At 60.4% G+C, this 15,542-nt stretch carries 13 protein-coding genes; 7 read left to right on the plus strand and 6 right to left on the minus strand.

Going from position 1 to position 15,542, the window contains the following annotated elements; translation table 11 throughout:
* Positions 1-106: 106 nt before the first annotated feature.
* Entirely contained in the window at positions 107-949 is an 843-nt protein-coding gene (locus P5689_RS03080) for an ATP-binding protein (protein ID WP_285532047.1), read from the plus strand.
* Between the two features lie 103 nt (positions 950-1,052).
* On the opposite strand, the gene P5689_RS03085 is transcribed toward P5689_RS03080, so the two are convergent.
* Positions 1,053-3,572, minus strand: a complete 2,520-nt coding sequence (locus tag P5689_RS03085) for a TonB-dependent receptor (RefSeq protein ID WP_285532048.1) — start codon at positions 3,570-3,572, stop codon at positions 1,053-1,055.
* Between the two features lie 426 nt (positions 3,573-3,998).
* Here P5689_RS03085 and P5689_RS03090 point away from each other — a divergent pair, with 426 nt between their 5' ends.
* Together P5689_RS03090 and P5689_RS03095 are read left to right on the plus strand one after the other, a co-directional pair.
* Complete coding sequence (locus tag P5689_RS03090) at positions 3,999-5,099, plus strand: aromatic ring-hydroxylating dioxygenase subunit alpha (protein ID WP_285533809.1); 1,101 nt, start codon at positions 3,999-4,001, stop codon at positions 5,097-5,099.
* The gene (locus P5689_RS03095; protein ID WP_285532049.1) at positions 5,096-6,058 is read left to right on the plus strand and encodes a bifunctional GNAT family N-acetyltransferase/(deoxy)nucleoside triphosphate pyrophosphohydrolase; all 963 of its coding nucleotides are present in this window, start codon (positions 5,096-5,098) and stop codon (positions 6,056-6,058) included. Before P5689_RS03090 ends, P5689_RS03095 begins: the two co-directional genes overlap by 4 nt.
* 14 nt (positions 6,059-6,072) lie before the next feature.
* Here the strand turns inward: P5689_RS03095 and P5689_RS03100 are convergent, their stop codons facing one another.
* Positions 6,073-6,981: an SMP-30/gluconolactonase/LRE family protein gene (locus P5689_RS03100; protein ID WP_285532050.1), complete on the minus strand. Its 909-nt coding sequence runs from the start codon at positions 6,979-6,981 to the stop codon at positions 6,073-6,075.
* 131 nt (positions 6,982-7,112) lie between these two features.
* Here P5689_RS03100 and P5689_RS03105 point away from each other — a divergent pair, with 131 nt between their 5' ends.
* Positions 7,113-7,865: a competence/damage-inducible protein A gene (locus P5689_RS03105; protein ID WP_285532051.1), complete on the plus strand. Its 753-nt coding sequence runs from the start codon at positions 7,113-7,115 to the stop codon at positions 7,863-7,865.
* Between the two features lie 89 nt (positions 7,866-7,954).
* Here the strand turns inward: P5689_RS03105 and P5689_RS03110 are convergent, their stop codons facing one another.
* From P5689_RS03110 to P5689_RS03120, 3 genes are read right to left on the minus strand one after another with little or no spacing between them, the layout of a single operon-like run.
* Positions 7,955-8,911: an acetyl-CoA carboxylase carboxyltransferase subunit alpha gene (locus P5689_RS03110; protein ID WP_062164959.1), complete on the minus strand. Its 957-nt coding sequence runs from the start codon at positions 8,909-8,911 to the stop codon at positions 7,955-7,957.
* A 48-nt stretch (positions 8,912-8,959) separates the two neighbouring features.
* Complete coding sequence (locus P5689_RS03115; RefSeq protein WP_285532052.1) at positions 8,960-9,886, minus strand: tyrosine recombinase; 927 nt, start codon at positions 9,884-9,886, stop codon at positions 8,960-8,962.
* 11 nt (positions 9,887-9,897) lie between these two features.
* Entirely contained in the window at positions 9,898-10,149 is a 252-nt protein-coding gene (locus tag P5689_RS03120) for a hypothetical protein (RefSeq protein WP_162993494.1), read from the minus strand.
* A 147-nt stretch (positions 10,150-10,296) separates the two neighbouring features.
* Between P5689_RS03120 and aroB the strand changes: the two genes are divergently transcribed.
* The 3 genes from aroB to P5689_RS03135 all read left to right on the plus strand — a co-directional run bounded on the left by aroB (position 10,297) and on the right by P5689_RS03135 (position 13,767).
* Complete coding sequence (aroB, locus tag P5689_RS03125) at positions 10,297-11,979, plus strand: 3-dehydroquinate synthase (RefSeq protein WP_285532053.1); 1,683 nt, start codon at positions 10,297-10,299, stop codon at positions 11,977-11,979.
* A gap of 311 nt (positions 11,980-12,290) precedes the next feature.
* Positions 12,291-13,436 carry an OmpA family protein gene (locus tag P5689_RS03130; protein WP_023978549.1) on the plus strand — a complete coding sequence of 382 codons (1,146 nt, stop codon included), beginning with the start codon at positions 12,291-12,293 and terminating at the stop codon, positions 13,434-13,436.
* Between the two features lie 187 nt (positions 13,437-13,623).
* On the plus strand, positions 13,624-13,767 hold the full coding sequence (locus P5689_RS03135) for a hypothetical protein (RefSeq protein ID WP_023978550.1): 144 nt from the start codon (positions 13,624-13,626) through the stop codon (positions 13,765-13,767).
* 111 nt (positions 13,768-13,878) lie between these two features.
* Here the strand turns inward: P5689_RS03135 and P5689_RS03140 are convergent, their stop codons facing one another.
* A complete protein-coding gene (locus P5689_RS03140) occupies positions 13,879-15,441 on the minus strand; it encodes a peptide chain release factor 3 (RefSeq protein ID WP_122039844.1) in 1,563 nt (520 codons plus the stop codon).
* Positions 15,442-15,542: the final 101 nt, after the last annotated feature.

Here is a 15,542-nt window from a genome sequence, read left to right on the forward strand (position 1 = left end):
TCGATAGTCAGGGACCGGACACGTCATGGGACGGACCGGATTGCAGCCGGACCATAATTGACCGCGCCTGCACGTCAAGCACGGCTTTGGAACAAGGGAGAAACCTATGGACCCCGTTCTGCTCGAAAAACTCGAGCGTATTGCATCGGCTCTGGAACGCCTGTCACCCGCACCGGCCAGCGCCACCACGCTCGAGACAGGCGACGCCTTCATGTGGCAGGGGGCGTCCGCAAGCCTGCGACCCGTCGCGCAGGTCCACGGGGTCGATCTCTCTCTGCTGCGCGGGATTGATCGCCAGACCCGGCTGGTTCTGGAAAACACGCGCCATTTCGCACAGGGTCGCACAGGCAATAATGTCATGCTCTGGGGTGCGCGGGGTATGGGGAAATCCTCGCTGGTCAAGGCGTGCTTTGCCGAGGCCAATCGCGAGCGGCCCCATGCCCTTGTCCTGATCGAGATCCAGCGCGACGATCTCTCCACCCTCCCCCGACTGCTCGATATCCTGCGCGCCCAGCCCCGGCGCTGCATCCTGTTTTGCGATGACCTCTCCTTCGAGACACAGGATGCCGATTACAAATCGCTGAAGTCGGTCCTGGATGGCGGCATCATGGGCCGCCCCGAGAACGTGCTGTTCTATGCCACGTCCAATCGTCGCCATCTCATGCCGCGCGACATGATGGAAAACGAGAGCGGCAGCGCCATCAACCCGCAAGAAGCCGTCGAGGAAAAAGTCTCCCTGTCAGACCGCTTCGGACTGTGGATCGGGGTGCATGGCTGCAACCAGGAAACCTATCTCGCGATTGTTGACGGCTATGCAGCCCACCGCAGACTCGCCATTTCGACCGAGGCGCTGCATCGGCACGCTTTGGAATGGGCTATGGAACGTGGGGGCCGCTCCGGCCGCGTTGCCGCCCAGTTCATCGACCATCTCAGCGCAACGCTGGGATGAAAAAAGCCGGGCCGGTTATGCACCGGCCCGACCTGGAAAGCTTACCCGGAGGGAAGCGTTGGCAGGGACCCTCTGGCTGGTCCCTGCATGGATGGCAGAACGATCAGAACGTCGCGTTCAGGCGACCGTAGTAATAGGCGCCATAGATCGGGATACCGGAGGAGTCGGTGTCGTAGACCTTCGGCCCCAGATAGTTGTTGATCGGGTTCACGTGGCGCGGGCGCTGATTGAAGATATTGTTCGCGCCGATAGCGAGATGCCAGTGCTCGGTGAAGCGATAACCGACTTCGATATCTGTCAGCCAAGCCGGGGTGTTCTTGAATTCTGCCCACTGGGTATTGGAGTACTTGATCGCCGCTGGTGCCAAATCCTCATAGGTCAGCAGCGACTTGGTCTCGCCATAGCGGGTCTGGCGCAGGTTCACGTCCCACTGATGATACGTCCAGTAGGCGTTCAGGATCAGCTTGCTGCGCGGTGAGCCTGTGGTGAGATAACCCACCGTCTGCGCATTGGCTGCGGGTTCCCCGAAAGCGTTGGTGTTGATATGGCTGATGCGCGTGCGGTTGAGGTTGAGCATCGCGCTCAGGTTAAGCGTGCCGTAGCGGTGCAGACGCAACAGATAATCGGTTTGCAGATCGAGACCCTGCGTGCGCGTGCTGGCCACGTTGGCAAAGTAATTGGCCGTCACATTGCTTAGATCCGCAATCCCGCTCGGAATGTTCACGCCTGTCAGCGAGATTGCGTCGAGCGCTGTCTGGCCATTGACCGTGGCCGAGCCGATAATGCGGTCACGGATATTGATCTGGTAGACGTCGACGGACATGTGCCAGTCCTTGAGCGGCTCGGCGATAATGCCACCCTCCGCACTGGTCGACCGCTCCGGCTTGAGACGCTGCGCACCGATTGACTTGCCTGCCGCTCCAACAGTCTGGAGCAAACCCGAAGCCCCAGTCGGCGAAACGTTAAGCGCCGAATAATACTGCTCGGGCATGGTCGGCGCACGAAAGCCGTTGCTGATCGTGCCGCGGATTGCGAGCTTGCTGGTGATGTCGTAGCGCGTCGTGACCTTGCCGTTCTCGGTATTCCCGACATCGGTGTAGTGCTCGAAGCGGCCGGCAAAATCGAGGTCCCAGTGCGGCAGCGGATGGAAGTCGCCATCCAGATAACCCGCCCAGATATTGCGCTGCCACTTGCCGGCGTTCTGCGGCGTCAGACCGGCAAAGCCCTGTGTGCCGCCAAGCTCATACGAAGCCGGCTCGCCCGCCTTGATCGTATACATTTCCAGGCGATGCTCGGCTCCGAAGGCCAGCGTCATCGGCACGACATCCGCGATACGGAAGTTGCGACGGGCATCGAAGTTGCTGGTCCACTGGGCAAGAGAATAGCTCTGGGCGCGCACCGTGGTGGGCGAGAACCCATAGGCCTTGTAGTAATTCGGGTTGAAGGTGTTCTTGTTTCCGATATCGTCGTCATCCTGCCCGTACAGCGTGCTCAGATCCCAGCTGAAGCCGAACAGATTATCACCCTTGAGGCCCAGATTGGCTTGGAAGTCGTTCTCCTCGATCGTCTCCAGCGGTGAGAAGCCATAAGGATAGGCGCTCGGTGCCACGGTGGGCACACGATAGTTCTCGTAAGCCTCGGAATGGCGATGGGCATAGGTGATCAGACCATAGGTCTCGATACCTTCCGTGATACCCTTGCCCCATTCGATGGAGAGATTTTCGCGTGTTTCTTCCGGATTGGAGAGAATGTTGTTGGAGTTGGCGGGCCAGCTCGAGCTGGTCGTCCAGCGATGGTCGTCGGTGCTCTTGAGCTTCGAGACCCAGTGATCGGTGTGATAGACCTGACCGCTCAGGTGGACGAAACCGTCATTGCCCCATTTGAGACCACCATCGGCACCAATCAGATACTGCCATCCGGTGCCGTTATAGGCATTGGCACCCGTCTGCGCGACAGTGTTGATGCCATGACTGGTCTTCTTGGTGATGATGTTCACGACACCTGCGATAGCATCGGAGCCGTAAAGGGCGGCTGCGCCATCACGCAGGATTTCGATGTGATCGATCGCGCCCGCCGGGATCATGTTCAGATCGACCGGGGTCGAACCCTGCTGCGGGCCCGCATCGGCATAGATATTGGCGGTCGTGTTACGGCGCTTGCCATCGACCAGCACCAGAACCTCGTTCGGGTTCAGGCCACGCATACGGATCGCCGAGGTCAGCGCACCGGCATCGGCACCGTTGGCCGTGACCGTGATGGAGGGATCAACGCGCGTAATGGCATCTGCCAGGTTGAGCTGGCCCGAGCGGCGCAGGGTGGCGGCGGAGACCACGGTGACTGGCACGGCGCTGTCGCGGGCCTTGCGATTGAAGGCATGGGTACCCGTCACGATGACGGACTCACCGCTATCGCCGCTCGCATCACGTGCCTTGCGGGTGCGGATCTTGGGAACGGAGTGAAGGGGCTGATCCGAGCCGATTGACGTTCTTTGGTGAACGACGCCGCTCTTTTTTACCTTTGGCGCGGTCTGCTCGGCAGGCTGCGTAGCCGCCTGAGCGTAGCTGAACCCGAATGGGAAGGAGAGAAGGGTCGCCGCCGCCAGTATTCTTCGCTTTGTAAACATCGTTCGAGCTGTCTCTCCATGGGATCGTGAACCAGGATCAGTCTAGGCAGCATCGAAAACTCGTTACAACTTCGAAATGGAATTTTCTTTCGTTAGCGGATCGAATGAGACAAAAAAAACACAGTTTGTCGCAGATAGCCAGCACAAACCGGCCAGTTTCAGCAATTATCTGTCGCCCGTTCTGCATTTCACGACCATAAGTTCCCCAGTGAACATTCGTGACGCAAAGGTGCTGTTCCCTCTGGCCGCAAGCCTGCTAAACTTCGCTCCTGCACAGGGTTGCAAGGATTTCAGAGCCACGCTCAGGGCCGCCAGCTCATCGCCAGGCCTGGCCATGAGGCGGTCAAGACAGGGATACCGATGACGGAAAGCCTCATTAACGACACATCCGAGAACGCCAGATCAGGGCAGCGCTGTTCAGACGCCATGAGGCTGGGAAGCGACGTGGTTGATCTGCGCCGGGTCAAGTGTGATCCCGATTACTGGTACCCTGTCGCGTGGTCGCGTGAACTGCGCAAAGGAAAAACCATTGCGACACGTTTTGCCGGCCAGCCCATTGCGCTCGTGCGCCCGCATGAAGGCACCGTGTTCGCTCTGGAGGATCGCTGCGCGCACAGGCAGGTACCGCTCAGCAAGGGACGTGTCGAAGGCGAGGCTGTCCAGTGCTGCTATCATGGCTGGGCCTATGGCCGCTCGGGGCGCTGCATCGATGTGCCCTATCTGGGCAAGGGTAAACTCCCCAATGGCGTTCGCACCTATCCATGCCGTGAGGTCGAGGGGCTGATCTTCATCTTCCCCGGTGATCCGGCCAAGGCGGAAACGACCCCCTTCCCGCAGCTCGGCTCCGTTGCCGACCCAGCCTACAAGACCCGCCGTTTCGGCGAGCATGTGAACTGCCATTACAGCTTCATGCATGAGAACCTGATGGATATGAACCATCAGTTCATGCACTCGAAGCAGATGGGCAAGATGAAGCCCCGCTATCTTGGCGGTGCCGATGAGCCACGCATGGTCGAGGCGCGCTACAGCTTTGCCCGCGTGGGTGGAAAGCAGCCCTGGGGCGAGGCGCTGATCTTCGGAGAGCGTCGTGATGCCAGCGCGAAATTCGCGCATCGCGACGTCATGACCATCCGCACTGTCTATCCCTATCAGACACTGCACATCCGTACGGGCGACGAACCACCCGTGATGGATCTCTGGATCGTCTATGTGCCGCAGGACGCCGAGCATCTTACATGCCGCGTATTCGGCCTGCTCTCGATTCGACGTCCCAAGCTCAAGGGAGCGCTCGAGCTCGCCTGGCCGCTCCTTGTCGGGTTCACTAACAGGATCTTCGCCGAGGACCGCGAGATTGTGGAGCTTGAGCAGAAGGCATGGCGCGAGCTTGGCGGTGATCGCAATCAGGAAGTCTTTCCGGTCATCAACGCCCTGCGCGACCTGTTGCGTCGTTCGGGCATTCAGCCGGAAACACAGACTCAGGATGCCGAAGCACTGACCGAACCGGATCGGGCTCAGGCCGCCGAATGAGTCTGATACTCGAGGTCTCGCCCTACCGTCTGCGCCCGCTTCAGCCGACCGATGGTGCCGCTGTGCACAATCTGGTCAATGACTGGAGTGTGGTGCGCATGCTCAGCCATCTCCCCTTTCCCTACCCCCGGGAGCTGGCCGATCAATGGATTGCGAGCACTATCGAGCGTCAGGAAGCCGGCAAAGCCTGGCATTTCGCCATTTGCGACAATGACAGGCTTGTTGGCTGCATTGGCTTGTCGATGGATCGATCGACCCAGACGGCGAGAATCGGCTACTGGGTGGGGCGCCCTTTCTGGCAGAAAGGCATTGCAAGCGCCTGCGTGCGACGCGTGGTCGAATGGGCGTTCGAGACACTTCCGGTCACGAAGATCATGGCAGATGTGGCGGAAGATAACCTGCCTTCGATCGCTCTGCTTGACCGCCTGGCCTTCGTGCGCTCAGGCACGACACGTGTTCCCTTCATTTCACGCGGGTCGGAACCCTATCCGGTGCTTACCTACAGGCTGGATCGCACAGTGGAGAAGGCAACGCCCGTGACACAGGGTAATGGGCCACGCGTTTTGCTGGTCGTCGCAGCCGTGCTGATCGATCGGGAGCAGCGCGTTCTTCTGGCCCGTCGGCCGCCCGGCAAACCGATGGCCGGATTGTGGGAATTCCCGGGTGGCAAGGTCGAACCCCATGAATCGCCCGAACAGGCGTTGATTCGCGAACTGGATGAGGAACTGGGGGTCGATATCTCGTCGGGCTGTATCGCCCCTTTCACTTTCGTCTCCGAAAACATAGGGGGGCGGCATTTACTGATGCCGCTCTATCTCTGCACACGCTGGCGACGCCAGCCCGTACCGCGTGAGGGACAGGAACTGGCCTGGGTGCCGGTGGATGAACTGGATCGCTTCCCCATGCCAGCGCCCGACCGTCCCCTGATTCCCCTTCTCAGGGAACTGCTGGCGGGTTGACCTGCAGGCAGCGTTCAGTACGCCTTGACCAGGGCGATGCGATGCTGCGGCAATCCTGCCTTGTCGGCACGGAAAGTGAAGAGACTTCCCGATTGCGGATACCGGGCAAGGACCGCATCGGAGAGGCCCTGACGTGCACTCGTGACATAGGCCGTCTTGCGATCATCACCACCAAACGCGACCTTGGTGACATTCATGGCGGGCACTGCAAAGGAGGCGCGTTCGACCCCATCGGGGGTGAAGCAACGCACATGAGCGCCATTCCAAGTCGAACACCAGATATTGCCTTCGCTGTCTGACACAACGCCGTCGGGATAGCCCTTGTCCTCAGGCAGGTTCACGAAGATGCGCTTGTTCGACAAGGCCCCATCCGGGGAAAGGTCGAAACGGTAGATCACACCATTGGGGGTATCGCAGGCGTAGAGCAGCTTGCCATCGGGCGAGACTGCGGGGCCATTGGCGACCGTATATCCCGTGTCGTGATGGCGCAGCACAAACCCTTCTGCGGTATGATGGACCGAATAGAGAGAGCCGCTCGGCGCTTCTTCCGAATCATCCATTGTGCCGAACCAGCCGCGCCCGTGCAGGTCCACGCAGCCATCATTCAGGCGGTTGCCGGGCTTGTCGGCCTCGACATCCAGTTCCTTCTCGAAGCTGCTGGCCTGAGGGTCGAACCGGTAGAGCCCGTCAGGCAGCCCTGCCAGAAAGGTACCGTCTTCCACTGGAAGCAGAAACGCGACCTTGCCGGGGGCGACCCAGTGATGGGCCTCGCCCAGCCCCGGTGTGAACCGATGGACCTTGCGACCGTTGATATCGACGAAATAGATGGCGTTTTCGCTGGAGATCCAGACCGGCCCCTCACCCAGATCGGCGCGGATGTCATAAGCGCATGATGCGCAGGGTTCGCTGTTCAGATCGCTCATTTCCTGTCTCCTGCGAAAAGGTCATAGTCAGGTTCATCAACTCAAAGTTGATCGACGTGTCGGGATTTAACGTCAGGACACCCTGTATGGTTGACGAAGTTATCATTCCCCGGCGATCAGAGGGAAACCCCATGCCACCCACCGCCTGTCTTCTCATCATCGGCAACGAAATCCTGTCTGGCCGCACGCAGGATGCCAATATCCGCTTCATTGCGAACGGCCTCGCCCGCTCGGGGATTGCGCTGGAAGAGGTTCGCGTCATTCCGGACAAGGCCCGGCGCATCATCGACACGGTTGCTACCTGTCGCGCCATGTTCGACCATGTGTTTACCACGGGCGGCATCGGCCCGACCCATGACGACATAACTGCCGCCTGCGTCGCGGAGGCCGTTGGAGTCCCCCTCGAAATTCACGAGGAAAGCTACCGGAAGCTGGAATCCTATCTGGGCAAGGAGAAATTCAACAAGGCGCGGCAGCGGATGGCCTGGCTACCGCGCGGCGCTGTCCCGATCGAGAACACCGTCTCGATTGCTCCGGGTTTTACGATTGCCAATGTCCATGTGATGGCGGGCGTACCCTCGATCATGCAATCCATGTTCAACGCCCTGCTCCCAACCCTCGAAGGCGGGGCCCCTCTATGCTCCGTGGCATGGCATGCGGATTTGCGTGAGGGGACATTGGCAGAGGGGCTGGAGGCAATCCAGAACGATTTCCCTACGCTCGACCTTGGCTCCTATCCGTTTGAACGTGCAGACGGGCGAAAAGGCGTGTCTCTCGTCGCCAAGGGCTACGATTCAGATCAGGTGGCGCAAGCCGGTGAGCGCGTCCGTCAACTGATCGATTCGCTTGGGGTGACGCCGATCGAGGGTGAACCTGCCCCTTGAAAAGCACAAAAAACCGCCTGACCTGTTGGCCGGGCGGTTCTTCATCCTTCCGGGTCGGGGCCGTCAGACCCCGTCCGTAAACCGGTGCTTCAGAGCGTATCACGCCCCATCGCGAGGAACTTCTCGCGTCGCTTTGCAACGAGATTCTCTCCCTCGAAGGGGATGAGTTCGGCCAGCACATCGCCAATGGCGTCACCGACAGCGGCAATCGCTTCTTCCGGGAAACGCTGCGCCCCGCCGATGGGCTCGGGGATGATACGATCGATCAGGTGCAGCTTGAGAAGATCCTGAGCTGTCAGCTTGAGCGCCTCGGCCGCCGTAGCCGCCTGCTTGGGGTCGCGCCAGAGGATGGACGCGGCGCCTTCCGGGGCAATGACCGAATAGATCGAATGTTCGAGCATCAGAACGCGGTCACCGGCGCCAAGGGCAACAGCCCCGCCCGATCCGCCTTCACCGATGATGATGGCAATCAGCGGGACCGGTGCACGGAGACAGCAATCGGTCGAACGGGCAATAGCCTGCGCCTGACCACGCTCTTCAGCATCGATGCCAGGCCATGCGCCTGACGTATCGATGAATGTCAGGATCGGCAGGCCAAAGCGGCCAGCCATCTCTACGAGGCGCTGCGCCTTGCGATAGCCTTCCGGCTTGGGCATGCCGAAATTATGACGCAGGCGCGACTCCATGTCGAAACCGCGCTCTGTGCCGATCACCATGACAGCCTGACCGCGAAAGCGGGCAAGACCACCGACGATGGCCTGGTCATCATGCCCCAGACGATCACCGGCAAGCGGCGTATATTCCTCAAGCAGCCCCTTGAAGTAATCAAGAGCGCGAGGACGCTGCGCATGGCGCGCGACCATGACCTTCTGCCACGGCGTCAGCTTGGTATAGGCCGCACGAAGCTGCTTTTCCGCCTTGTCGGACAATTTGCCGATTTCGTCGGCAATGTTGATGCCTTCGCCGTCCTTGGCCATCTGGCGAAGTTCGGCAATCTTGTTTTCAAGCTCGGCAACCGGCTTTTCGAAATCGAGATACTGACGCATGCCCCGCCGATAGCACGGGTTCATGTTCCACAACAATCCGTCGCTTCATCATGGCGCATCATCCGAAAGCGGGTGATGCTGGTTAAGCACCTGCCGCAGCCGCTCCTGCATCACATGGGTATAGATCTGGGTCGTCGCGATATCTGCGTGACCAAGGAGCATCTGCAAGGCGCGTAAATCCGCCCCGCGCTCCAGCAGATGGGTTGCGAAGGAGTGTCTCAGCACGTGGGGTGATACCAGATCGGGATCGATCCCGGCCCTAAGCGCCACCTGGAGCAGGATCTTGTCGAATCCCTGACGGGTCAGGGCACGCGCCGGGTTGCGACCGGGAAAGAGGTAGGGGCTATCGATATCCCGGTCGTGATGAAGCAGCGCCAGAGCGGCTTCGCGGGCTGCGTGGGAAATCGGTATGAGCCGCTCGCGCCCGCCTTTCCCCCTTATCAGCACCATTTCCGACTCACGCCTGAACAGACGCCCGGGCAGAGAGAGCAACTCCGAAATACGCAAACCGGTCGTATAGAGCAGTTCGAGCGCCGTACGACTGACCAGATCGCGCCGCGGATCGTCATGGCCATGACATCCCTCATCGAGCAGACGCTCCACCTGCGCCTCCGACAGGAGTTTGGGCAGCGGCTTCTCCAGACGCGGCATCTGGATGCTTTCCGTGGGGTCATGATCCGACCACCCCTCGCGCTGAACAAAGCGAAAGAACTGGCGCAGGCATGAAAGCCGTCGTGCTGCGGTACTTGATGAAAGCCCCGAACGCCCCTGCCAGGCACCATAGGCAGCGATGCTTGTCTGCCCTGCCTCGAGCAGAGCCGCAGGCTCACCCTCATTCTGGCGCTTCAGGAAGGCAATGAAATCCGCAAGGTCCGAGGCATAGGCCTGACGGGTGCGCGGGGCCGCATTGCGCTCCGCCGCCAGCATCTCCAGAAAAGCCTCTGCCGCCGGGGGGAGCCCTTCAACCCCGGACATGGGGGATTGGCTCAGTGCTGGAGCGTGGGCGCTGCGACGGGCTCTGGCATGGCGGGCATGGGTTTGGCGGGGGCGGCACCCGGCATGGCCGGTGCGGAATCAGCCGTTGTCGCGGCGAACTGCGTTCCCGGCAGATCCTTGTGCACCATCGTCTGTACGGGCAGCGGCGGGTTCATACCCAGCTTCAGAAAAGCTCCGCCAAGACCCAGAACGATCAGGACAACGAGTGCAAGGGCGATCCGGGGAAAGCTCAGCATGGACATGAAAAACTCCTGGGAGACGGGCGTGTGGGCAAGATTTTCAGCCACAGGCCGCGCCCTGCCGGGGCTGCTCGGTGGCGAGCCGCTTTCCTGTATGTTAGCCTTGCCCGAATGTCACGCCCCACCTTTTTTTCCGATCGAACCGAACCGATGCCCGACCTGCCTGATCCCGCAACCGGATCGGACTTCCCTGCCCCGAACCCTGCTGACCCGATCATTGTTCTCGTCGGCCTGATGGGCGCCGGAAAGACGACAATCGGCCGCCGTCTGGCGGCTCGACTCGGTCTGGAATTCGTGGATGCCGATCTTGAGATTGAGCGTGCTGCGGGCTGCACCATTTCGGAGATCTTTGCCCGTCATGGCGAGCCGGCATTTCGTGATGGTGAGAGACGGGTGATCCAGCGCCTGCTGCAGGGGCCTGCCAAGGTGCTCGCAACAGGGGGCGGCGCCTTCATCGACGCGCAGACGCGCCGTCTGGTGAAGGCCCACGCCCGGTCGGTCTGGCTACGTTGCCCCCTGCCCGTGCTGGTGCGTCGCGTTTCGGGCCGCACAGGTCGCCCCCTGCTCGACAAGGGCAATGTCGAATCAACGCTTGCGGCGCTTCAGGCGCAGCGCCACCCCATTTATGCAGAGGCAGATATCGTCGTGGATTGTGGAGATGACAGCATCGATCATGGTGCTCAGCGCATTATCGAGGCGCTCGATTCCTATGCCCACCCGCTTCGGGTACCCGTAACGCTTGAGTCGCATCATTACGAGGTTCTGATCGGGTCCGACCTGATCAGCCGTGCCGGGGCCTATCTGGCGCCCATCCTGCCCCAGAAGCGTGCGGTGGTGATCACCGATGAAACCGTGGCGAAGCTCCACCTCCCGCGCCTGCTTGGTGCACTGGGCGAGACCGGTATCGACGCCACCCCTTTCGTCGTTCCGGTGGGTGAGGAGTCGAAATCGCTCACCCGTTATGCCGCGCTGATCAACGACATTCTGGACCACGGGATGGAACGCCATACAACGGTCATTGGCCTTGGCGGTGGCGTCGTGGGCGATCTTTCCGGCTTCGTGGCGTCCAGCGTCCTGCGTGGCGTTCCTTTCGTCCAGATCCCGACAACATTGCTCTCTCAGGTCGACAGCTCGGTAGGGGGCAAGACGGGCCTCAATGCCCGCGCTGGCAAAAATCTTGTCGGGGCCTTCTACCAGCCGCGCATCGTTCTGGCAGACAGTTCGGCACTGGCGACGCTGTCACGCCGTGAGCGCGTCGCGGGTTATGCCGAGATCGTCAAGGCAGGCATTATTGCCGATCCCGCCCTGTTTGCCTGGTGCGAAGCCCACGGCGCCGGCCTTCTCGACGGCGACCCGGCTGCCCTTGGCGAGGCCGTGCAACGTGCCTGCGCCTTCAAGGCGAAAGTCGTAATGGATGACGAAAGGGAAACGGCTGCACAGGATGGAAGGGCCCTGCTCAACCTTGGTCACTCCTTCGGCCACGCTCTTGAGGCCCATTTTCGCTATGACGGGCGACTGCTGCATGGTGAGGCTGTATCGATCGGGCTCCATCTGGCCGCTGCCCTCTCTGTCGCCCTCGGCCTGTGCCCACGTGCTGACCTGGAACGCATCGACACCCATCTGCGTGGCCTTGGCATGCCCGCCGGTCTCGACTGGTTCGATGAGACGCTCAGCGCCAGCGAACTGATCGCCTCAATGGCACGCGACAAGAAGGTGCGCGATGGACGCCTCTCCTTCGTGCTGATTCGCGGGATCGGCCAGGCGTTCACGACGCGTGATGTTGAAATGGACACGGTGCGTGACGTTTTGGTTAGGGAAGGTTGCTTCGCGTAACGACAAACCGGAGAAATGGCGTTTTCTCCTTACAGAACAGCCATTCTCCTCACGATCCCTTGATGCCGCGATTCATGAACAAACCCGTTAGAACGGCTCGCTGCATAAGAAATTGTTAATCGGGCGGAATGGAGTGTTGCAGTTTTGACACGGCTATTTCGTCTAATCGTCAAATACCCATGGAACTCACTTCCTGAACCGGAACTGACGGCTCTATACGCACTTATGCATCGCGCTGAGCTTGTTGTTGCTTCGCCTCTCCGGAGGGAAAACGGCAGGCTTGAATGGATGAATTTATGAGGACGAAACTAATGCGTCTCCGCACGGCACTTCTGGCCATGACGTCGATGGCAGCCGCCCCGACGATCGCCATGGCGAGCACCATCACCGGCCCGTATGTCAATATCGGCGGTGGCTACAATCTGGTTCAGACCCAGCACGCTCACTTCTCTCCGACGACCCAGGCCGACGGCACGACCGGCAATGGCGGCACGAGCTCGAAGTTCCGTCACAAGGACGGCTTCACGGGCTTCGGTTCGTTCGGTTGGGGCTTCGGCAACGGCCTGCGCGCTGAAATCGAAGGCGTCTACAACTACTCCCAGATCAACCACCGCAACACGACACCGGTGACCGGTTCGACCAGCGGTTCCGACCAGTCCTATGGCGGCTTTGTCAACGTTCTGTATGACATCGATCTGGCCCAGTTCGGCATCAACGTGCCCGTCACGCCGTTCGTCGGTGTCGGTGCAGGTTACCTGTGGCAGCACTACAACCCGATCACCACCGCCTACACCAATGGCGCTGTTAATCGCGTTGGCGGCACGCAGGGTGGCTTTGCCTATCAGGGCATCGTCGGTGCAGCTTACGACATTCCGGGCGTCCCGGGCCTCGCGCTCACGACCGAATACCGTATGATCGGCCAGACCTTCACGGATGGTGCATACCGCTCCACCTCGTGGAACCGTAACGGCACGGGCCTGCACAAGGGCAACGTGAACTTCGGTGACCGCTTCCAGCACCAGTTCATCCTGGGCCTGCGTTATGCCTTCGACACGGCTCCCCCGCCGCCGCCGCCGGTTGCCGTCGTTGCTCCCCCGGTCGTGCAGCCTGCTCGCACGTACCTGGTGTTCTTCGATTGGGACAAGTCGAACCTGACGGGCCGCGCTCGTGAGATCGTTGCACAGGCAGCTCAGGCTTCCACGCACGTCCAGACGACGCGCATCGAAGTCAACGGCTACACCGACAACTCTGCTGCTCACCCCGGTGCACGCGGCCAGAAGTACAACATGGGCCTCTCGGTCCGTCGCGCACAGTCGGTCAAGGCTGAGCTGATCCGTGACGGCGTTCCTGCCGCTGCGATCGACATCCACGGCTACGGCGAGCAGCACCCGCTGGTCCCGACGGGTCCGAACACCCGCGAGCCGCAGAACCGTCGCGTCGAAATCATCCTGCGCTGATTTCGGCCTGAGAAAGAGGCCTCCCCGGAGGCCTTTTGATCGGTTCCAGAATAAAGGCCTCCGGCATTCGTGCCGGGGGCCTTTTTCTTTTCTGCCTCCCCCTTTTCTCAGTGACGAAAATATTACATATAAGTAATGCATTCGGAGGAAAAGCATTTCACGCTTTGCCCCTCCGGGGAGGTTGGCCATGGCTCAGACTTATCATATCGATCGTTCGGACCGCACCGGTATTACGCCGCTTCATCATGAGGGCGAGAATGTCTTCCTCATGCTCGGCGCTCTCGTGGGTGGGCTTTTCGCTCTTGGGGCGATCGCTTTATTGACCCTCTGAACGACACGTTCTTAAGGCAAGAAAAAAGCCCCGGTCTCCCGGGGCTTTTTCATTCCAGACAACGTCATGTTGGGTCTTACTCAAACAGCATCCCGTAGAGCAGCCAGTTGATCAGTTGCTCAGGCCAATCTGCTTGATATCGTGAAACGCTAGATCGGGATTCATCTCGACCATGCGGCGCATCATGAAGTTTGAGCTCGCAAGAAAAACGGGATCGCCGTCAAGATCATCTGCCATGGCTGAGCGGTTCGCCATGGAATAGGCTTCGATCTTGGTACGTTCGCCCGTCACCCAGCGGGCAATCGTATAGGGCGTCGATTCGAAGCCGATGGCGACGCCATATTCGCCCTGCAAACGCGACTGCAACACATCGAGCTGAAGTGTGCCGACAACGCCTACGATGGGTGGCAGCCCGTCCTGCGGGCGAAACAGCTGCACAACACCCTCCTCTGCCAGTTCCACAAGCGCCTGACGCAGCTTCTTCGCTTTCATCGCGTCATCCAGGCGCACACGACGCAGAATTTCGGGCGCGAAATGCGGCACGCCCGTAAAACGAAGCTCTTCACTCTCGCTAAGCGTATCGCCAATGCGCAATGTGCCGTGATTGGGCAGCCCGACAACGTCACCCGCAAAGGCCTCCTCCGCAAGCTGACGGTCACGCGCAAAGAAGAACTGTGGCGTATGCAGCGCAAACTGCTTGCCTGTGCGGACGTGCTTCAGGCGCATGCCGCGCGTAAGCCGTCCCGAGCAGATACGGGCGAAAGCCATACGGTCGCGATGGTTGGGGTCCATATTGGCCTGGATCTTGAAGATCAGCGCCGTTACCTGTTCCTCATCGGCCTTGACCTCACGCGTCTCACTGGGCTGCGCACGTGGCTCAGGCCCATAGGCTACCAGGGCGTCCAGCAGATCGGTCACGCCAATTTCCTTCATGGCGCTTCCGAAGAACACCGGCGTCAAATGCCCGGCGTCGAACGACTCACGGTCGAACAAGGGAAGCGCAGCCTCGGCGAGTTCGAGCTCTTCGGAGAGCGCCACCATACGCGCGTCGGATTGCGGGAGTGTCGCGGCCTCACCGCGTATCTCACGCGTGCGCATGTCATAGGTTCCGGCAAAATGTCCGGCACGCCCAATCGGCCATGTCGCAGGCGAGGTATCCAGCGCCAGTGTCGAGGCGATTTCGTCCAGCAGGCCGAAACAGTCCTGCGCCTCGCGGTCCATCTTGTTGATGAAGGTCACAATGGGGATATCGCGCAGACGGCAGATCTCGAAGAGCTTGCGCGTACGGTCCTCGATACCTTTGGCCGCGTCGATCACCATGACCGCGCAATCGACAGCCGTCAGCGTACGGTAGGTGTCTTCCGAGAAGTCTTCATGGCCCGGCGTGTCGAGCAGATTGAACACGCAGCCGCCATATTCGAAGGTCATGACCGAGGTCACAACCGAAATGCCGCGGTCACGCTCGATACCCATCCAGTCGGATTTGGTACGGCGGCGCTCACCCTTGGCGCGTACATTGCCTGCAAGCTGGATGGCGCCACCCGCGCGCAGGATACGCTCTGTCAGGGTCGTCTTACCGGCGTCAGGATGCGAAATGATGGCGAAGGTCCGGCGGCGCCGGATCTCGCTGGCAAGGCCCGTGGCAGAAACGGAGGCGGACGCGGCTTCGGACATCGAAAACTAACCTTCGGTAAAACGGCAAATACCAGAAACGACAAATGCCGGACCGGGGGTGAACCCGATCCGGCATTGGCCAGAAACACCCGGAAGAAACG

The organism is Asaia sp. HumB (assembly GCF_030263835.1).
Classification (GTDB): domain Bacteria; phylum Pseudomonadota; class Alphaproteobacteria; order Acetobacterales; family Acetobacteraceae; genus Asaia; species Asaia bogorensis.